Annotated in this window: 16 protein-coding genes; 7 read left to right on the top strand and 9 right to left on the bottom strand. The window is 58.5% G+C overall.

Annotated features, from left to right (window positions below; all coding sequences use genetic code 11):
• Positions 1–39: 39 nt before the first annotated feature.
• The 6 genes from ACR0KJ_RS02915 to pyrH form a co-directional block, all read right to left on the bottom strand.
• Positions 40–1,155, bottom strand: a complete 1,116-nt coding sequence (locus ACR0KJ_RS02915) for an NUDIX domain-containing protein (RefSeq protein WP_480625937.1) — start codon at positions 1,153–1,155, stop codon at positions 40–42.
• A 32-nt stretch (positions 1,156–1,187) separates the two neighbouring features.
• Positions 1,188–1,628, bottom strand: coding sequence for a TrgA family protein (locus tag ACR0KJ_RS02910; RefSeq protein WP_170518201.1), 441 nt, complete (start codon positions 1,626–1,628; stop codon positions 1,188–1,190).
• A gap of 16 nt (positions 1,629–1,644) precedes the next feature.
• The gene (locus tag ACR0KJ_RS02905; protein WP_170518197.1) at positions 1,645–2,853 is read right to left on the bottom strand and encodes an SAM-dependent methyltransferase; all 1,209 of its coding nucleotides are present in this window, start codon (positions 2,851–2,853) and stop codon (positions 1,645–1,647) included.
• A gap of 69 nt (positions 2,854–2,922) precedes the next feature.
• Positions 2,923–4,347 (bottom strand): cryptochrome/photolyase family protein, encoded by a 1,425-nt coding sequence (locus ACR0KJ_RS02900; RefSeq protein ID WP_480625936.1) that lies wholly within the window; start codon positions 4,345–4,347, stop codon positions 2,923–2,925.
• Between the two features lie 48 nt (positions 4,348–4,395).
• Positions 4,396–5,622: an aminotransferase class V-fold PLP-dependent enzyme gene (locus ACR0KJ_RS02895; protein ID WP_480625935.1), complete on the bottom strand. Its 1,227-nt coding sequence runs from the start codon at positions 5,620–5,622 to the stop codon at positions 4,396–4,398.
• A gap of 39 nt (positions 5,623–5,661) precedes the next feature.
• A complete protein-coding gene (pyrH, locus tag ACR0KJ_RS02890; protein WP_480582223.1) occupies positions 5,662–6,399 on the bottom strand; it encodes a UMP kinase in 738 nt (245 codons plus the stop codon).
• A 101-nt stretch (positions 6,400–6,500) separates the two neighbouring features.
• Here pyrH and miaA point away from each other — a divergent pair, with 101 nt between their 5' ends.
• The 5 genes from miaA (at position 6,501) to ACR0KJ_RS02865 (ending at position 14,247) form a co-directional block, all read left to right on the top strand.
• Complete coding sequence (gene miaA, locus ACR0KJ_RS02885; RefSeq protein ID WP_170451187.1) at positions 6,501–7,394, top strand: tRNA (adenosine(37)-N6)-dimethylallyltransferase MiaA; 894 nt, start codon at positions 6,501–6,503, stop codon at positions 7,392–7,394.
• A 358-nt stretch (positions 7,395–7,752) separates the two neighbouring features.
• Entirely contained in the window at positions 7,753–9,423 is a 1,671-nt protein-coding gene (locus tag ACR0KJ_RS02880; protein WP_170451189.1) for an ABC transporter substrate-binding protein, read from the top strand.
• A 121-nt stretch (positions 9,424–9,544) separates the two neighbouring features.
• Complete coding sequence (locus tag ACR0KJ_RS02875; protein WP_480625934.1) at positions 9,545–10,591, top strand: ABC transporter permease; 1,047 nt, start codon at positions 9,545–9,547, stop codon at positions 10,589–10,591.
• Positions 10,592–10,604: 13 nt separating this feature from the next.
• Positions 10,605–12,068 (top strand): ABC transporter permease, encoded by a 1,464-nt coding sequence (locus tag ACR0KJ_RS02870; protein WP_170451193.1) that lies wholly within the window; start codon positions 10,605–10,607, stop codon positions 12,066–12,068.
• Between the two features lie 91 nt (positions 12,069–12,159).
• Complete coding sequence (locus ACR0KJ_RS02865) at positions 12,160–14,247, top strand: ABC transporter ATP-binding protein (RefSeq protein ID WP_170630168.1); 2,088 nt, start codon at positions 12,160–12,162, stop codon at positions 14,245–14,247.
• 125 nt (positions 14,248–14,372) lie between these two features.
• Here the strand turns inward: ACR0KJ_RS02865 and ACR0KJ_RS02860 are convergent, their stop codons facing one another.
• The 3 genes from ACR0KJ_RS02860 to ACR0KJ_RS02850 form a co-directional block, all read right to left on the bottom strand.
• Positions 14,373–15,353, bottom strand: a complete 981-nt coding sequence (locus ACR0KJ_RS02860) for an MBL fold metallo-hydrolase (RefSeq protein ID WP_480625933.1) — start codon at positions 15,351–15,353, stop codon at positions 14,373–14,375.
• A 126-nt stretch (positions 15,354–15,479) separates the two neighbouring features.
• Complete coding sequence (locus ACR0KJ_RS02855) at positions 15,480–16,442, bottom strand: LuxR C-terminal-related transcriptional regulator (protein ID WP_170518176.1); 963 nt, start codon at positions 16,440–16,442, stop codon at positions 15,480–15,482.
• A gap of 97 nt (positions 16,443–16,539) precedes the next feature.
• Positions 16,540–17,118 (bottom strand): lytic transglycosylase domain-containing protein, encoded by a 579-nt coding sequence (locus ACR0KJ_RS02850; protein WP_480625932.1) that lies wholly within the window; start codon positions 17,116–17,118, stop codon positions 16,540–16,542.
• A 205-nt stretch (positions 17,119–17,323) separates the two neighbouring features.
• Here ACR0KJ_RS02850 and ssb point away from each other — a divergent pair, with 205 nt between their 5' ends.
• Together ssb and ACR0KJ_RS02840 are read left to right on the top strand one after the other, a co-directional pair.
• Positions 17,324–17,833, top strand: coding sequence for a single-stranded DNA-binding protein (gene ssb, locus ACR0KJ_RS02845; protein WP_170734614.1), 510 nt, complete (start codon positions 17,324–17,326; stop codon positions 17,831–17,833).
• 18 nt (positions 17,834–17,851) lie between these two features.
• A complete protein-coding gene (locus ACR0KJ_RS02840) occupies positions 17,852–18,922 on the top strand; it encodes a site-2 protease family protein (protein WP_170630170.1) in 1,071 nt (356 codons plus the stop codon).
• Positions 18,923–18,996: the final 74 nt, after the last annotated feature.

Genomic DNA, 18,996 nt, shown 5'->3' with positions numbered 1-18,996 from the left:
AGATTTACAGCCGAGCCGCCGCAACCACAAGCGCGATAGTCACTGGCGCAAACGGTCCCGGTGACGGGCCAGCCAATGGGCCAGCGACAGCAAGGGCAAATCCTTGAAGGCATGGCTGTCCACAAGACTGATGAATTCCGAATACGGCAGAATTCGGGTGCGAATATCCTCGCCTTCGCTGTCCAATCCGCCTGCGTCGGTCGTTTCGGTCAAAGCTCCAAGACCGACATACAGATAGACATACTCGGTCGAAGACCCGCTTGAGGAATAGGCCCCACCCGCAAACTCTAGCGCATCGAGCGTGACCTGAGCCTCCTCCAACGCCTCGCGATGGGCCGCCTGTTCCGGTGTTTCGCCAGCGTCGATCATGCCCGCCACCGGCTCCCACATCCAGGGCTCGGGGTCTTCGATCAGGAAGATCGGGGGGCGGAACTGCTCGACCAGCATCACGGTGTCCTGCACCGGGTCATAGGGCAGAACCACAACCGCGCTGCCCTGCATCAGGCTGTTGCGGTTCAGAACAGGACCCATCGAACCGTCGTGCTGGCGGTGCTGTAGCTGGATTTCCTCTATGCCGAAGTAATCGACATAGGCGCGTGTATGACTGTGGACGACAACATCCGTTGCCGTATCGCGCGGATCACCCGAGCGGCGCTGCCGGGCAAACAACTTGGCCTGGGCGCGAGTCTGTATTGCCGGGATGCTGCGGGTCATCTTTTTGGCATCAACCTTGCCGAAATAGGCCATCTCCTCTTCGGCGGCCAGCGCGGTGACCTCGCCCAGTTTCTCGGCCCACCGCTCCAGCGACCAAAGACCCGCAGGCACCCAGGCACCGGGGGCCGGGAAAAACACCTGAGCGGTCGTCGTGCTGCCATCGGGTAAGGCTACGGCCAAGGGCTGCAAATCATAGTCAAACCCGCCTTCGTAATAGGCCAGTCGTGCCAGATCCTGCTTGGTCAGGTCGCGGGCCAAAAGGCCGTCGGCCTCAGCCCCCGGCATTGGCTGGATCATCGGAAAGTCCTCTCCTACCACCGCATGAACTGCATGATCCGGCAGACTGGCAGGGGTCAGCGACACATCCCCAGCGGACCGACCCAGCACGCGTTCCAGCAGTGGAACGTAGCGCAGGGTGCCGTAAAAGAACAAATCAGACACGGGTGAACAGCTTTCCTGTCGGGTTGAGGGTATCAGCGCCAGCGTCGGCTGGCGATTTCCGTGGCCAGACCGGCCAGAACCGACCCGACGGCCAAAGTGATCAGGATTTCCGGAACCAGCAGCAACCGCCCATAGTCGACACCGATCACGAAGATCGCCTTGAGCGCCTCGAACGGGCCGTCATAGCGGTTGCGCATGGCAAGGCGAAACATCTCATAACAGCCCTGCACAAACAGCGCCCAGAACACCAGCGAGGCCACGCCGGTCAGCCCGTTGTTGATCCCGGCAGTCCAGCCGCGCCCTGCCCGTTTGCCCATGATTTTCCAGCCACATGCGACAGCGATTACAAGGTTCACCACGGTGAAATAGCCGTAATCCTTACCCTCTTCCCCGTTGTTGATAATCATGCTGGAGACCAGAAAGGCCACCACCGCAAGACAAAGGGCGGCAACTAATCGCGCGGCTGTGGGCATTTACCAATTCCGTTCCTTAACTGGGCTTTGCTATGGTGATCTGTGTCACATCGCAATTGCCCGTGTCAAAGGCCGCGCCACATGCGGTCAAATAATAATTCCACATGCGGCGGAAACGCTCATCAAACCCCATGTCAGCGATCTGATCCCACTTGGCGTTGAACGTGTCATACCAGCGGCGCAGCGTCAGGTCGTAGCTTTTGCCAAACTCTTTCGAACGCACCAGATCAAGCCCCGCCAGATCAATCTGCTGGCGCAGGATCGTGGGCGATGGCAACATGCCGCCCGGAAAGATGTATTTCTGAATGAAATCAACACCGTTCTTGTAAAAATCCCAGCGGTGATCGCCCACGGTGATGATCTGCAACGTGGCCTGAGCGCCGGGCTTCAGACGTTCGCGCACCGTCTCGAAATAGACAGGCCAGTACTTTTGTCCCACAGCCTCGAACATCTCGATCGAGGCGATGCCGTCATACAATCCACGCTCGTCCCGATAATCCTGAAGCTTCAGCTCGACCATATCGGTAAGTCCAGCTTTTTCCATACGTTGTCGCGCAAAGTTCAACTGTTCTTGACTAATGGTCAGGCCGGTGACGCGCAAACCACGCTCTTTCGCGGCATATTCGGCAAAGCCGCCCCAGCCGCATCCGATCTCAAGCACATGATCGCCGGGTTTGACGCCCATTTCGTCAATGAGGCTGGCGTATTTGGCCGTCTGCGCCTTTTCCAGGCTCTCCTGTCCGGTCTCGAACAGGGCGCTGGAATAGGTCATCGTATCGTCAAGCCACAGGCCATAGAAGTCATTGCCCAGATCGTAATGGTACGAGATGTTCTTCTTGGCCTGTTTCCGGTTGTTGCGATGCAGCCAGAACCGCAGCCGTTCATACGCCTGCACCAGGAACTTGCCCGTGAACCCGTCATAAACCGTTTCCGAGCCGAGATGGACAAGATCCATAAAGGATCGCAAGTCGGGCGTGCTCCAATGTCCTTCCAGATAGGCGTCCGAGAACCCAAGCTCTCCTTCCCGGATAAGACGTGCAAAAACATCCGGGTCGTGGATTTCGACCGCCGCAATCGGGCCGGGTTTGGGGCCTTCTGATCGAAACACGCGACCATCCGGCAAAGTGATATCCAGCCGCCCGGACTCCATCTTGCCCAGCATCTTGAAGACTTGCGCGAAATATCTGGGCAGGTCTGTCTGCCCCTCGGTCGACGTCAGGATCATCCGCTCTCCCCTCTGCGGTGTTTGGTTCAGGCTAGGACGGCTTTTTGTTTCTGGCAAGTTTTCAGTTCCTTACTGGGTTTTTCGGCTTTCATACGCAGACAGAGCGCGCTTGCGCCCGTCAGCCAGATCCACGACCGGTGACGGGTATGGCGTGGACGGGTTCATTCCCCAGGACCTCGGGATCGCGTCGAAATAGGCCAAGGCGGTGGCGCTTGGGTTTGCGTGCCTTTCGGCGATCCAACGCTGCAGATAATGGTTCCTAGGGTCGAACTTCTCTTGCTGCGTTTGCGGGTTGAAGATGCGAAAAAACGGGGCCGCATCCGGACCTGAACCCGCCACCCATTGCCAGCCCATCGCGTTTGAGGCCGGGTCCCAGTCGATCAGGCAGTCCTCAAACCAATTCATCCCGACTTTCCAATGGGTCATCAGGTGCTTGGTCAGGTAGCTTGCGACGATCATCCGGGCACGATTGTGCATTCGACCGGTCACATACATCTCGCGCAGGCCCGCATCGACTACAGATATGCCGGTTCTGGCCTGTTTCCAGGCCAACACCTCGGGGTGGTCCGGGTCGGTATTCCATGGGAAGGCATCCCATTCGGGTCGCCAGTTGCCGGTCAGCAGGTGCGGCGTGTGATACATCAGGTGATAGGCGAACTCGCGCCAGACCAACTGCCGCAGGAAACTGTCGGTCCCGGTCGTTCCCATCAACGCGGCCTGTTGCACACGGTGCCACGCCGCCCGAGGGCCGATCTCGCCCAAGGACAAATATTCCGAGAGGTTCGAGGTGCCATCGACATCCAGTCGGTCCCGGTCTTCGGAATAGCGTGAAACGCGATCCAAAAAGGCGTTCAGTTGGTCATAGGCCGCGTTCTCACCGGGTCGAACATGCGGGCGAACGACCCGAGCGCCCCGGTTCATCGATTTTCCCATACTCCAGTCAACCAGCGTTTCTGACACAGGCCAATGGGTGGGCGCGGTCAGGTTGGTTACATTGGGAAATGGCTCGGGCACCTCTCGCCCCTGCACTGCGCGCCACATCGGAGTGAACACGCGGAACGGCTGCCCGGTTTTCGTGGCAACGGTCCAGGGTTCGAACAGCAGGTGGCCTGCAAAGGACCTGGTTTGAACGCCATGGTCGATCAGGGCCGCTTTGACTTTGATATCCCGCGCAATCGACTCTGGATCATAGGCCCGAGACCAGTAGACCTCGGTCGCGCCGGTCTCGGACACCAGTTTCTGCAACTGATCCAACGCAAAGCCGCGCCGTAGGATCAATTGGCTGCCAGCCTGACCCAGCGATTGCGCGAAGGCGTCAAGCCCCAAACCCAGACGCCATTTGGGTGCAGCGCCAAGTGTCTCGGTCAGTGGATCAAGAATGAATACCGGAATGACAGGCCGACCGGTTTGCGCGGCGGCAGACAAGGCCGGATGGTCCGACAGGCGCAAATCCCGTCGGAACCAGATAATGATTGGGGACTGTATAGATGACATGACCGCCCCGGTGTTTTCTTCGTGATACGAAACAGGGCTTTGAGTGGATCACAAAACGCGATCAAGCGCCTCCAACAATTGATCAATTTCCTGTTGCGAGGTGTAGTGCGTGAAGCTGACCCGCAATACGCCCTGCGCCGGATCAACGCCCATGGCTTGTAACGGTCGCACCGCGTAGAAATCACTGCCACCCGCCATGATGCCATATTTGGCCAACTCGGCTGCCACAGGCTCGGCCGGTTTTCCCAAGGCCAAAGCGACCGTCGGTGCACGATGCGCCGCATCAGAAGGTCCGATCAGGCGCACGGCATTGCGCGATTTGACCGCATCCAGAACCGGTTGCAGCAACGCCTCTTCATGGGCGCGCATCAGATCATGGACAAAAGCCCCCTGTGCGGCCGCACCTGTGTCTGGTCCGCCGTGGTGCTGGCACAGCAGTTCGATGTAATCTGCCATCCCCGCACTTGCCGCGATCTGCGCGTGGTCGGGACCAGCGGGGGTAAAGCGCTTATACAGAACGTCCCCGTTGAAGTAATGCGCCTGGTTCGGCAGCAGTTCCCCAAGCGTTCGCCGAATGACCATGCAGCCCTGATGCGGGCCGTAGGTCTTGTAGGCCGAGAACAAATAGATATCCGGCCCCAGATCCCCGACATTCGGCAACCCGTGCGGCGCATAAGACACGCCGTCAACGCAGACAAACGCCCCGGCGGCATGAGCAATGGCTGTAATTTCCGTCACCGGATTGATCTCACCCACCACGTTCGAGCAATGCGGAAAGCAGACAAGGCGGGTTTTCTCGTCCAGCAGATTCTCAAGGTCTTGCGGGTTTAGCGCTCCGGTCTGGGGGTCGATCTGCCATTCCCGGATTTCGATCCCCGCATCTGCTAGGCGTCGCCACGGACCGGAATTTGCCTCGTGATCCTGGTTGGTTACGACAATCGCCTCACCCGGCTTTATCCATTGCCGTACCGCTTGCGCCAGAACATAAGTGTTTTGGGTGGTCGAGGGTCCAAAGCTCAGCTCATCGGTGTCGACGCCCAAAATGGCCGCCAGCCGCGCGCGGGCTTCGTCCATTTCAGCCCCTGCAAGCTGGCTTGCCTCAAACGGCGCATAAGGCTGCACCTTGCGCTGGGCGTAGAACCGCGTCAGCCGGTCAATCACCGGCTTGCACGTATAAGACCCGCCCGCATTTTCGAAAAAAGCCTGCCCTTTCAAGCTGGGCTCGGAAAAGGCCGGGAACTGAGCCCGAACGAAATCGATATCCAAAGACGTCATGGCCGGTCCCCTTCCCCAATTGCTTTCAAAAGCGCCGCGTCAGCCCTGAACCTTGGTATAGGTTCCCTCGCCCGCCAGAATGCCGCGGAAGCCTCCGGGCTCATCAAGGCCGAACACAATCAGCGGCAGGTTGTTGTCCCGCGCCAGCGCAATGGCCGAGGCGTCCATGACCCGCAGCCGCTTGGCCAGCACATCATCATAAGAGACGGTGTCGTAGCGTACCGCATCGGCGTGCTCTTTTGGGTCCTTGTCATACACGCCATCAACGCCGTTCTTGCCCATGAAGATCGCCTGACAGGCCATTTCGTTGGCGCGCAGGGTCGCGGCGGTATCGGTTGTGAAATACGGGTTGCCGGTACCGGCGGCAAAGATGCAGACCCGCTTTTTCTCCAGATGTCGCACCGCACGGCGGCGGATATAGGGCTCGCACACTTCATCCATGCGAATGGCCGAGATCACGCGGGTGAACACCCCAATCTCTTCCAGTGCCGACTGCATCCCCAGCGCGTTCATCACGGTGGCCAGCATTCCCATATAGTCAGCGGTGGTCCGCTCCATCCCCTGTGCCGATCCGCTGAGGCCGCGAAAGATGTTGCCCCCGCCGATCACCATGCAAATCTCGACCCCCAGATCGTGAACCGATTTCACCTCTTGCGCTATCCGCTGCACGGTTGGCGGGTGCAGACCGAATCCCTGATCCCCCATCAGCGCCTCGCCAGAGATTTTCAGCATGACGCGGTTATACTTGGGTTTCGTTGTTTCGGGTGATGGGGTCAGGCTCATATTGCGCTCCGGGCTGGCACGGGTTTATTTGCGGCGCAAAATGAAGCAAAAGTTCCGCAGGTTCAATGCGGATGCTTAGGAAGAAAGCGACCCTGATGGCGGACCGACCCGCAACACGAATTTGGGACCGGTTGCCGCCTATCGAGGATGGCAAGCCCGTGCTGATCGCAGGCCCGACCGCATCCGGCAAATCGGACCTGGCTTTGCAGATCGCCGAAACCTTTGGTGGGGTCATCGTTAACGCCGATGCCAGTCAGGTTTACGACTGCTGGCAGGTGATCTCGGCCAGACCGTCGCCGCAGGACGAGGCGCGTGCACCGCACAAGCTGTATGGCCATGTCGCCTATGATCATAGCTATTCAACCGGCCACTGGCTGCGTGAGGCTGTGCCTCTGCTGACCGCTGGGGAACGCACGATCATCGTCGGCGGCACCGGGTTGTATTTCACCGCCCTGACCGAAGGGATGGCCGAGATCCCCGCCACCCCCACCGAAGTTCGGCAGATCGCGGATCAGATGTCCCTGCCGGATCTGATCGATGGCGTGGACAGTCAAACGCTGAGCCGATTGGACATAAACAATCGCGCCCGCGTTCAGCGCGCGTGGGAGGTTCAGACCGCGACGGGTCGCAGCCTTCAATCCTGGCAATCGGATACGCCACCGCCTGCATTGAAGCTGGAGGACTGCGTTCCGATCGTCTTTGATGTGGACAAAGCGTGGCTGCTGGATCGGATCTCACGCCGATTTGATCAGATGGTGAGGACAGGTGCCTTGGACGAGGTTGCAGCCATGAGCGACCGCTACGATCCGTCACTGCCCGCCTTCAAGGCCATCGGCGTGCCCGAGCTGATGTCTTATCTGGACGGTGAAATGACACTGGACGAGGCACGCGAACGAGCCACGATTTCGACGCGCCAGTTCGCAAAACGTCAGCGCACGTGGTTTCGCGCACGCATGAAACGCTGGGCAAATGTGGATTTCTCCAAGTAACAAGATGGTAAGATTACGACGCGGGCCCCTTACCTGAAGAAAACTTAATCCTTGTCCGCGTTACGCAAGGAATCGATGCGCAATCCCCTAAAAATAGGCGGAAAAACTGCGAATTTCGTGACAGACAGGCGCAACCTGTTACCGAAAACATCCCGAACACAAGACCGGCCAATGTCGTTTTTGTGCCTCGAATGACGATTTCGAACATTGACGCGTTCCAAATTCTGGTGCCGAATACGCCCATGGGGATGCAGAGAATCCAAAGAACAAATCCCGTAGATTTACCCGTCGGCGCGAACTGCGCCGGGTAAGCTCGTTCATCAAATCAAAAAAACTGTTACTCAGGGAGATAGAGTAAATGTCAGATCGAACACCAACCGGAGCATCGGTTCATTGGGCAGCAGAGATGCACGCCCAGGAATGCCGCGACGGTAAACTCAGCCGACGCGAGTTTATGGCCCGCGCCACCGCGCTGGGCGTTGCAGTGCCCACGGCTTATGGCCTGATCGGCTTGCAAGCACCGGCAGCCGCACAGGAACCGCCGCGTGGCGGCACCATCCGCTATCAGATGGAAGTGCGCGCGCTGAAAGACCCGCGCACCTTCGACTGGACACAGATTGCCACCTTCACCGCAGGCTGGCTGGAATATCTGGTCGAATATAACAATGACGGCTCGTTCAAGCCCATGCTGCTGGAAAGCTGGGAGGCCAATGACGACGCCACCGAATACACTCTGAACGTTCGCAAGGGTGTTAAGTGGAACAACGGCGACGATTTCACAGCCGAAGATGTTGCCCGCAATATCACCGGCTGGTGCGACTCGTCGGTCGAGGGCAACTCGATGGCGTCGCGGATGGCGTCCCTGGTTGACGAAAGCACCCAGAAAGCAGCCGACGGTGCGATCACCGTGGTTGACACGCACACCGTAAAGCTGAAGTGCAACGCGCCGGACATCACCATCATTCCGGGCATGGCTGACTATCCGGCGGCCATTGTTCACAGCAGCCACGACCCCGACAACATGTTGGGCAACCCGATCGGAACCGGCTTTATGCTGCCCGAAAGCCACGAAGTCGGCGTCAAAGGCGTTCTGGTGCGCAACGAAGGCTTCGACTGGTGGGGTTATGAAGCCGGAAAAGGCGGCTATATCGACCGGATCGAGTTCATCGACTACGGCACCGACCCTGCCGCCTTCCTGGCTGCATACGAAGCCGAAGAAATCGACATGAACTGGGAATCGGTCGGTGAATTTGTCGACATCTTTGACGGCATCGGCCTGACCCGCTCGGAAATCCCGTCGGGCTTTACCATCGTCATTCGTCCGAACCAACTGGCCGAAGACGCCGATGGCAACAAGATCTACGGCGACAAACGCGTGCGTCAGGCGCTGGCGATGGCCGTGGACAACGAAGTGTGTCTGGAGCTTGGTATGTCCGGCTACGGCATCGCTGCGGACAACTGCCATGTCGGTCCGATGCACCCGGAACATGATTCAGCGGTCACTCGTATTCCCTATGATCCTGCAAAGGCCAAAGCCCTTATGGACGAGGCCGGCATGGGCGACTTCGAGCATGAAGTTCAGTCCATCGACGATGACTGGCGCCGGAACACAACCGCAGCTGTTGTTGCTCAGCTGAATGACGCCGGGATCAAGGCGAAGCACACCGTGTTGCCTGGCTCGACCTTCTGGAACGACTGGACCAAATACGCCTATTCGTCGACCAACTGGAACCATCGTCCGCTGGGAACTCAAATCCTGGCGCTGGCCTATAAGTCAGGCGTGGCATGGAACGAATCCGGTTTCGCGAACGAAGAGTTTGACGCGCTGCTTGCCGAGGCCAACTCGATTGCCGATGTAGACCGCCGTCGCGAAGTGATGGGCAAGCTGCAGGCGATTATGATCGAAGAAGGCGTTGTGATCCAACCCTACTGGCGCACGGCGATGCGTCACCATCGTGAAAACATGGTGGGTGTTGAAAAGCACATCGCGGACCTGCCGCAGATCTACAAATTCGGCATTCTGTCCTAAGCCGAAAAACCCAAGGCCGCGCCGCGCTGGCGCGGCCTTTTCGTCCTGAATGCGGCGACCATAAAAACAGCTAAGCGTGAAGCCAGACGACATTCACGCCAGCCTACCAACAGGGGCTAACATGGGACTATTCATTCTAAGGCGCGTCGGCATCATGCTATTGACAGCATTATGCCTGACGTTCCTGGTTTTCTTTCTGACCAACCTCTACCCGAACCTTGAAAAGCTTGCGAAGACGCAAGGCAACTTCCGCATGTCGGATGAACAGGTCGAGAGTTTCCTGGAAAAGAACGGCTATCTTCAGGCGACGCCGATAAAATACGGCGAATGGCTGGGCGTGTTACCCTCGTACCGGCACACCAATGAGGACGGCACCGTTCAAGGCCGCTGCATTCTGCCCGGTCAACCTGCGGAAGAAGCGTCCAATTTCTGCGGCATCCTGCAGGGATACTGGGGTTATTCGACGGTCTTCAAAGACGAGGTCTCGGCGGTTGTAGGAACCCGTCTGGCGCTGACTGGACGGCTGATGTTCTGGGTCATGCTGCTGATGGTCCCTTCGGCGCTGATCCTTGGCATTCTCGCTGGGATGAAAGAAGGCTCGGCCACGGATCGCACGTTGTCCACCTTTGCCATTACCACGACGGCAACGCCGGAATACGTCTCGGGCGTTATCTTCATCGCGATCTTCACCTCCTCTGCTGTTGGATTGAAATGGTTCAAGGGGACGGCAACACAGGCGATGGAGAACCCGACGTTTGAGAACTTCTTCCTGCCGGTTCTGACCATTGCTCTGTACGGGATGGGCTATATCGCCCGAATGACCCGCGCCTCGATGACCGAGGTGATGACGGCGCAATACATCCGAACCGCGCGCCTGAAAGGTGTCTCATTCCCGAACATCGTCATGAAACACGCGCTGCGCAACGCGCTGATCGCGCCCTTTACCGTCATCATGTTGCAGTTCCCATGGCTGCTGAACGGCGTTGTGATCGTCGAGACCCTGTTCAACTACAAGGGTTTTGGCTGGGCGCTGGTACAGGCGGCGGGCAACAACGACATTCAGCTGTTGCTGGCGATCTCGGTCGTGTCGGTCTTTGTGGTGCTGGTGACGCAGCTGATCTCGGATATCGGCTATGTCTACCTCAACCCGCGCATCCGCATCGCATAAGGAGGGATAGATCATGGAACCACTTACCTGGACCGGCTCTATCGCCTTCCTCAACCCGCTTCTGGTGCTTGCACTGGGGCTGATGTTCCTGTCGATCATTGTCTGGATGCTGGCCAGCATCGTGCTGCCCGAAGACCAGATGACCGTGAACCCGGATGGCACGCTGACCTCAAGCTCGGGGCTGCGCAACATGATCCAGGGCGCGCTTCGCTACAGCTTTCTTGCAAGTGTCGGGATTGCCGTAGCCTATATCGTCCTCGGGATCGTGATGGGCACCGGCGCCGGTATCATCGGCGCGATATCGCAACAGTTCCTGCCGGTTTGGCTGTCACTGATCCTGCTTTATGCAATGTCGATCGCGTTCAAACGCAAGCTGGGTCTTTACGGCAAGCTGTTCGACAGCCCCATCGGCATGATCGGCTTTGGGCTGGTCATGTTCTGGGTGTTCACCGGGATCTTCGGAGCGCTTGATCTGATCATCACCCATGACCCGCTGGCGCAGGTCTCGGGCATGAAGAACAAGGTGCCGGGAACTCCCCTGCCGGGGTCGGAAGAAGGCGCGTATTCCTGGTATCTGCTGGGCGGCGACAACCTTGCCCGCGATGTCTTTAGCCGTATGGTCAAGGGCGCGTGGATCGTGGTTCAGATCGCGCCACTGGCGACCATGTTTGCCTTCATGGTCGGCATTACGCTGGGTCTGCCCGCAGGATATTACGGTGGTCGTCTGGACACGTTCATCTCGTTCCTGGCCAACCTGATCCTGGCCTTCCCCGTGATCCTGCTATTCTACCTGCTGGTCACACCCGAGATCGTGGCGACCGGGGTTCCGAACTACATGGCTGCCGTGCTGTTCGTGTTCCCGATCCTGTTCCTGGGCGTATTGCTGAACTCGCGCTACTACACGCGCCCCAATTTCCGCACACCGTTGCTGATCGGGGTGCTGGGGGTGACGATCTGGCTGTATCTGTCGCTGATTTCATCCGGCGGCTACATCATCGACACCGATGCCTATCGCATCTGGGGTCTGCCGACCTATCTGGACCTGTTCGATATTCCGGGCGGGATTCTGGTGGTGTTCGTCTCGGTGGTCTTCGTCAACTCACCCACGGTGTTCCGCATCGTGCGCGGTCTGGCGCTGGACATCAAGACACGCGATTATGTGGCGGCGGCGCAGACCCGTGGTGAAGGCCCGTGGTACATCATGCTGTGGGAAATCCTGCCCAACGCGCGCGGCCCGCTGATCGTCGATTTCTGTCTGCGCATTGGCTACACCACCATCCTGCTGGGGACCTTGGGTTTCTTCGGGCTGGGCCTGCCGCCGGAAAGCCCGGATTGGGGGTCCACGATCAACGAGGGGCGTAAGCTTCTGTCGATCTATCTGCACCCGGCCCTGCCGCCCGCGCTGGCGTTGTTGTCGCTGGTTCTTGGGTTGAACCTGCTGGCAGATGGTTTGCGCGAAGAAAGTCTGAAGGACTGATGTGATCTGTTCTGGGGGCGCTGCCCCCAGACCTCCGGGATATTTTTAGCCAGATGAAGGGGATCCCCGGACTCTCGCGAGGAGATACAAGATGAATAAACTGGCGGATTATGACGGTCCAATTCTGGAGATCGACAAGCTTTCGATTTCGTTCTTTACCCGTCTGCGTGAAATTCCTGCCGTGATGGATTTCTCGGTCAGCGTACAGCCCGGTGAGGCTGTGGGGCTGGTTGGTGAATCCGGCTGCGGTAAGTCCACCGTGGCCCTTGGCGTAATGCAAGATCTTGGCAAGAACGGCCGGATTGTCGGCGGCACGATCAAGTTCAAAGGGCGCGACCTGTCCGAGATGACCTCGGATGAATTGCGCGACATTCGCGGCAATGAAATCGCGATGATTTATCAGGAGCCGATGGCATCGCTGAACCCCGCGATGAAGATCGGCAAGCAACTGATGGAAGTGCCGATGATCCACGAGGGCGTCGGTGCCGAAGAGGCCTATGCCCGCGCGCTGGAAGTTGTCACCGACGTACGCCTGCCCGACCCCGAGCGGATGCTGAATTCCTTCCCGCATCAGTTGTCGGGCGGTCAGCAACAGCGGATCGTGATCGCGATGGCGCTGATGTCGAAGCCTGCGCTGCTGATCCTGGACGAGCCGACCACCGCGCTGGACGTGACGGTCGAGGCCGCCGTTGTGGAACTGGTCAAGGATCTGGGCAAGAAATACGGCACCTCGATGCTGTTCATTTCGCACAACCTGGGGCTGGTTCTGGAAACCTGCGACCGGTTGTGTGTGATGTATTCGGGCGAGGCGGTCGAGCGTGGCTCGATCAAGGATGTGTTCGACGAGATGCAGCACCCCTATACGCAGGCGCTGTTCCGCTCGATCCCCCTGCCCGGCGCGGACAAGAACGCGCGCCCGCTGGTGGCCATTCCGGGGAACTTCCCCCTGCCGCATGAACGCCCGCCGGGCTGTAACTTTGGCCCGCGCTGCGACTATTTCGAAGAGGGTCGCTGTGACGCGCAGAACATTCTGATGGAGGCTGTCCCGGGCAATGATCGCCACCACACGCGCTGTCTGAAATTCAAAGAGATCGATTGGAACGCCCCCATTACCGTCGGCGAACAGAAAGAAAAGGCCGAGATCGGGCGCACCGTCCTGAAAATGGACAACCTCAAGAAATACTACGAGGTGGCGGCCAACGCCCTGTTCGGGGGCGGTGAAACCAAGGTTGTGAAAGCCAATGAGACGCTGAGCTTTGAGGCGCATGAATCCGAGACCCTCGCCATTGTGGGTGAATCCGGATGCGGCAAGTCCACCTTTGCCAAGGTGTTGATGGGGCTTGAGACGGCAACGGACGGTCAGATCCTTCTGGACAACCGCAATATCGAGGCGGTGCCTATTGAGGAGCGCGATGCCAAGACCGTAGGCGAGGTTCAGATGGTGTTCCAGAACCCGTTTGACACGCTGAACCCGTCAATGACGGTTGGACGGCAGATTATTCGCGCGCTGGAGATCTTCGGCATCGGCAATTCCGAGGCTGAACGCAAGCAACGGATGCTGGAACTGCTGGATCTGGTGAAACTGCCGCGTGCCTTCGCCGACCGAATGCCACGGCAATTGTCGGGCGGCCAAAAGCAACGCGTCGGTATCGCACGCGCCTTTGCAGGCGATGCACGGATCGTGGTTGCGGATGAACCCGTATCTGCGCTGGACGTGTCAGTACAGGCCGCAGTGACCGATCTGCTGATGGAGATTCAGCGCGAACACAAGACCACCTTGCTGTTCATCAGCCACGATCTGTCGATTGTCCGATACCTCAGCGACCGGGTGATGGTAATGTATCTGGGCCATGTGGTCGAGTTGGGGACAACCGATCAGGTCTTCTCGCCGCCCTATCACCCCTATACCGAGGCCTTGCTGAGCGCGGTTCCGATTGCGGATACTTCGATCGAGAAAGAGCATATCGTTCTGGAGGGCGATATCCCCTCGGCCATGAACCCGCCGCCGGGTTGCCCGTTCCAGACCCGCTGCCGCTGGAAGTCCGAAGTTCCGGACGGGCGATGCGAGTCGGATGTGCCACCGGTCAAGACACTGGCTGATGGGCATCAGGTGAAGTGCCATCTGGCCGACGAGGTTCTGGCCCGTATGGAACCGGTGATCAAAATCGCAGCGGAATAAACCCTGCAACACTGGAAAAAAGGGCCGGTTCAAGGACCGGCCCTTTCTTTTGCGCCCTGAGGCGGGGAAACCGTCAGATTACCGGCGCACTTGATTTGCGAGTGGTGGTTCTGCCGGTCCTTGTATCAACCGGTCATTACGTTGTTGCCGAAATGCATGAATTCCTGAGTCATGCCGCCAATCTCTCCGGCCTCAAGCGTCAGGCTCGCGCTGTCGAGCATTTTGTAGCTGGGCTGCGCCTTCACCCAGTCATCTGCCGATTGCAGCGTGGTCAGCGTGTAGGACGTGACCTCGTTCAGATAGTGGGTCGGAATGACAACCTTTGGTTTCAGCTTTGAGACGATGTCGTTGCCCTGCTGGTAGCTGAGGATATGCTCTGACCCATCGACCGGAAGGGTCAGCACGTCCACCTGCCCGATTGCATCCCAGAATTCCTGCGGCGGGTTGTGGCGGTTGTCGCCCCAGATCAGCGTGCGGATGCCGCCGGTTTCGACCAGATAGACCACCATATCCATGTGACCCACGTTGTTGGGCGGACAGGCTTCCACGCCAAATTCGGCCAACGCATTGGTCCATTCGTACCAACCCGGTGCCACGCAGGCGTGTTTGTCTGCAAAGCCGGTGATTTTGACATCGGCAAATTCGAAATTGCCGACCATCCGGTCCAAAACCATGGTCGAGCTTGGGCGCTCGATCGCGTCATGGTCAAAATGGGCGTGGGTCGACAGGGTTATGTCCACAGGGATCTGAGGGAACTCGTTGCGGAACCACAAGCCCCAAGCACCCGACGGATCATCGCGCCACGGGTCGAACAGCACGGTCGCACCGTTGGGCGAGGTGATCTTGATCGCGCAATGCCCGTAATAGTCGATCCCGACCGTGCCTGTACTGGCCTGACCGGTCGCGCCTTGCAGGTCGATAACGTGGTTATTGTTGCCCGGCTGAAGCCAGGCTTGCGATTGCGCCTCGGCCGGTTTGCCGTTCAGCAGCGATGCCCCGACTCCGGCCGCGCCTGCCGCCATAAAGAAAGACCGGCGCGACAGGCCCTTGGCCAATCTGTCTTTCTGTCCGTTCAGGATTGTGGGCTTCAGATCTTTGCGATCCATCTTGTACCTCCTTGTTGGTCAGGCGCGCGTGCGGCGCACCTGATCGGAAGGGTAACAACGGGGGAACAACAGGCTCAGATCAGAAAAATCTGGGGGGAATATGGGGGCATTCCCCATATTCGATGTTCAGGAAATAGAAAGCAGATGACTGCGCAGATTCTGATCGCGCCCGTCCAAGCCCAGTTTCCGGCGAATGTTGTTGCGATGAAAATCGATGGTCGATGTCTCACGCGACAAGGCCCGCGCAATGTCTTTCGTCGTTTTCCCGGACATCACCAACTGCGCAATTTCGATCTCGGTCGGTGTCATGATCGAGAACGCATCGGACAGTTTGTCCGACAGCATCGAGGTCATATCCCTAAGGTTGCTTTCGGCCAGATCCAGATAAGCATGGGCCGCGTCGCCCTCGGGCAGGTGTCCGCGCAGCTTGTCCAGATAGGGCAAGACCATCAGGCGCACACGCTCGACAATATCCTGGTCATGGTCTTTGCGGTTATCATCGACGCTGGTCAGCAGAACGCGCAGGGCGGTGTTTGTTTCTTGCAATTCACGGGTGCGAGCCTGCACCCGGCTTTCCAGTTGCGCCAATGTTTGATTCAGCTTTTCTTCCAGCGCGCGACGCAGATAAACCTCTTGAATCAAAGCAAGATCGGATTCGACCATTCGCGCGAATTGTGCCAGACCTTCGCGGAACAACAGCGCGCGGCGATTGCGCTGCCGGTCCAGGATGCAGATGGTTCCAAACACGGCCCCATCGGGCCATTTCAGCGGCAATCCGATGTAAAAGGACATGCCGTGTTCCATGTCGTCATTGCCGCTCCAGACGGGATCACAGGTGGCGTCCTCGACCACCAACTCGCTGTCCTGTTGCAACACGCCCTGACAATAAAGCTTGGGATTCAACTGAAAGTTCATCCCCACGGGATACGGATTCTGAGGGTGGTCCGAGGTGATCAGGACCGTATGATCCGGCGCATCCGTTTTCATGATCAGACTGGCAGGCACATCGGCAAGCTTGGCAACAAGGTCCACCAACCTTTGCCAATTGGCCTTTGTTTCAGCGGGGATTTCCGGTCGGTCTTGCAACATCGGCACCTGTTCGGGTCCTGAAAGATCGCCTACAGGTTAGGTCAGCGGTCATTGCCGGATCAAGGATCAGATCATGCCGCCTTGCAGCATCACCCGATCAGCCGCCCCAGATTACCTTCACGTAGTTCTGGGTTTCCTTGTAGGGTGGGATTCCGCCGTGCTTTTCAACCGCTTTCGGGCCAGCGTTATACGCCGCCAGCGCCAAAGGCCAGGATTTGAACTTGCGGTATTGCCAGGACAGATAGCGCGCGCCGCCTTCAAGGTTCTGCTTGGGATCATGCGGGTTCACGCCCAGCAACTTGGCGGTCTGAGGCATCAGCTGCGCCAGCCCCAACGCCCCCTTGTGAGATTTGGCATGCGGGTTCCAGCCGCTTTCCTGCTGCACCAGCCGCAGGAACAGATCTTCGGGGATGCTGTGCAACCGGGCCGCATCGCGCGCGAGGCTCAAGTATTCGCCCCGGTAGCTGCCGGTATAGCGCTTGTTCAGCTTGACCCGCTCGGTCTTTGGTTTCAGGCGCTCGGAGCCGCGATACTGCGTTGCCGCCCTGCCATCCAATACTTTGGATTGTTTCAGAAAAATGTCCATCCGGCTTTTCGTGGACAACGTGTCCGCCTGCACAGATCCAGACAGCAACACAACGCCCAGAACCGTTAACCCAACACACACAGAACGCATGAAAGCCTATCCCGCTCGCTCAAAAATCAGTCGGAGTATAGGTATTCCAGTCAAAAATGAAAGCTTGGTAAAGACAGACGCAAGAATTCTTGCCGAACGTTGTCGTGATCAATCATGTTTTAACCAAGACGCAGGCGATATAGGGTCGCAAAGACATCCGGCGCCAGATTCGGCGCACTCAGATCAATACAGAACGGGGAAATACATGGCGGGTTCAGTCAACAAGGTCATTCTGGTCGGCAATCTTGGCCGCGATCCCGAGGTTCGGTCATTTCAGAACGGCGGCAAAGTGTGCAACCTGCGCATCGCCACCTCCGAGAACTGGAAAGACCGCAACACCGGTGAACGCCGGGAACGGACGGAATGGCACTCGGTTGCCATCTTCTCGGAACCGCTGGCCCGCATTGCCGAGCAGTATCTGCGCAAGGGCAGCAAGGTCTATATCGAAGGCCAGTTGGAAACGCGCAAATGGCAGGATCAATCGGGGCAGGATCGCTATTCGACCGAAGTGGTGCTGCGCCCCTATCGCGGTGAACTGACACTGCTGGACAGCCGCGGCGGTGAAGGCGGCGGCGGTGGCGGTTATGGCGGAGGACAGTCGGGCGGCTATGGCGGCGGTCAGGCCGGTGGCGGCTATGGCGACCCCTATGGTGGCCAATCCAGCGCCCCTGCCACTGCATCCGGCGGAATCGACGACGACGAGATTCCGTTCTAAGCGAAACGGAGTAAACACATGACATGGTCCTTCGCCCTCGGCCGGTTCCTCGGGTCCGAACTGAGGGTCCATGTCACCTTCTTCCTTTTGTTGGCCTGGGTCGGCTTTGCCGCCTACTCCAACGGTGGCTGGCCTGCGGTCATCGACAATCTGCTGTTTGTGCTGGCCCTGTTTGCCTGCGTTGTGGCGCATGAGTTCGGTCATGCCCTGATGGCCCGGCGCTTTGGCATCAAAACCCCCGATATAACGCTGTTGCCCATCGGCGGTCTGGCCCGTCTGGAACGGATGCCCGAAAAACCGATGCAAGAGGTCTGGGTGGCGCTGGCCGGGCCTGCGGTGAATATCGTCATTTGGTTGGTGTTGGTTCTGCTGGGCGCGGGCATATCGCCCGGTTCAGTCACTGATCTGGACTCGGCCAGTTTCGGGATCTTGCAACGGTTGGCCTATGTCAATCTGCTGCTGGCGGCCTTCAACATGATCCCGGCTTTCCCCATGGATGGGGGGCGCGTGGTCCGCGCCCTGTTGTGCCTCAGGATGGACCGGGTTCAGGCCACCCGCATTGCCGCATTCAGCGGGCAGATTGTTGCCATTGGATTGGGGTTCTGGGGCCTGAGCTCGGGCAATCCGATCCTTGTTCTGATTGCCGTTTTTGTGTTCATCGCAGCCAATGCCGAAAATCAGGACGTCGCCCTGCGATCCGTCGCGCGCCGTGTGCTGGCGCGGGATGCGATGATTACCGAGTTTCACGCGCTGTCGCCGCAGGACAGTTTGAACACCGCCGCCCAAGCCGTCATTCACACGACGCAGCACGAGTTTCCCGTCTTGGATACCGACGGGGCCTTGCTTGGCTTTGTCACGCGGGATCGTTTGTTTGCCGCGCTGGCGGGGGATCATCCCCGGTCGGACCCTGCGACCTCGATCATGGAGGGCGATATCCCTCAGGTTGGACTGACTACCGGCCTTGAGGCGGTTCTGAAAGGGCTGCACAAGGGTGCCCCGGCGATTGCTGTCACCAGCCGCACGGGTCGTATGATCGGCTATATCACTCGGGAAAACATCGGCGAATTGATGGTGATCCGGGGGCGTTAGAGCGTGCGACCTTGAACCCGAGACACGAAGACCCTGCCACGCCTAAAGCGCTCTCGGGCCATTCGTGTCGCATG

This window comes from Ruegeria sp. AD6 (assembly GCF_056542325.1).
Note: the sequence above shows the minus strand (reverse complement) of the source record. Positions and strands in the feature narration are given on the sequence as shown.

Coding starts and splice junctions, on each gene's coding strand:
- ACR0KJ_RS02910 (WP_170518201.1), bottom strand. CDS start 1,628: ATGCCCACAGCCGCGCGATTAGTTGCCGCCCTTTGTCTTGCGGTGGTG.
- ACR0KJ_RS02905 (WP_170518197.1), bottom strand. CDS start 2,853: ATGATCCTGACGTCGACCGAGGGGCAGACAGACCTGCCCAGATATTTC.
- ACR0KJ_RS02900 (WP_480625936.1), bottom strand. CDS start 4,347: ATGTCATCTATACAGTCCCCAATCATTATCTGGTTCCGACGGGATTTG.
- ACR0KJ_RS02895 (WP_480625935.1), bottom strand. CDS start 5,622: ATGACGTCTTTGGATATCGATTTCGTTCGGGCTCAGTTCCCGGCCTTT.
- miaA (WP_170451187.1), top strand. CDS start 6,501: ATGGCGGACCGACCCGCAACACGAATTTGGGACCGGTTGCCGCCTATC.
- ACR0KJ_RS02880 (WP_170451189.1), top strand. CDS start 7,753: ATGTCAGATCGAACACCAACCGGAGCATCGGTTCATTGGGCAGCAGAG.
- ACR0KJ_RS02875 (WP_480625934.1), top strand. CDS start 9,545: ATGGGACTATTCATTCTAAGGCGCGTCGGCATCATGCTATTGACAGCA.
- ACR0KJ_RS02870 (WP_170451193.1), top strand. CDS start 10,605: ATGGAACCACTTACCTGGACCGGCTCTATCGCCTTCCTCAACCCGCTT.
- ACR0KJ_RS02865 (WP_170630168.1), top strand. CDS start 12,160: ATGAATAAACTGGCGGATTATGACGGTCCAATTCTGGAGATCGACAAG.
- ACR0KJ_RS02860 (WP_480625933.1), bottom strand. CDS start 15,353: ATGGATCGCAAAGATCTGAAGCCCACAATCCTGAACGGACAGAAAGAC.
- ACR0KJ_RS02855 (WP_170518176.1), bottom strand. CDS start 16,442: ATGTTGCAAGACCGACCGGAAATCCCCGCTGAAACAAAGGCCAATTGG.
- ACR0KJ_RS02850 (WP_480625932.1), bottom strand. CDS start 17,118: ATGCGTTCTGTGTGTGTTGGGTTAACGGTTCTGGGCGTTGTGTTGCTG.
- ssb (WP_170734614.1), top strand. CDS start 17,324: ATGGCGGGTTCAGTCAACAAGGTCATTCTGGTCGGCAATCTTGGCCGC.
- ACR0KJ_RS02840 (WP_170630170.1), top strand. CDS start 17,852: ATGACATGGTCCTTCGCCCTCGGCCGGTTCCTCGGGTCCGAACTGAGG.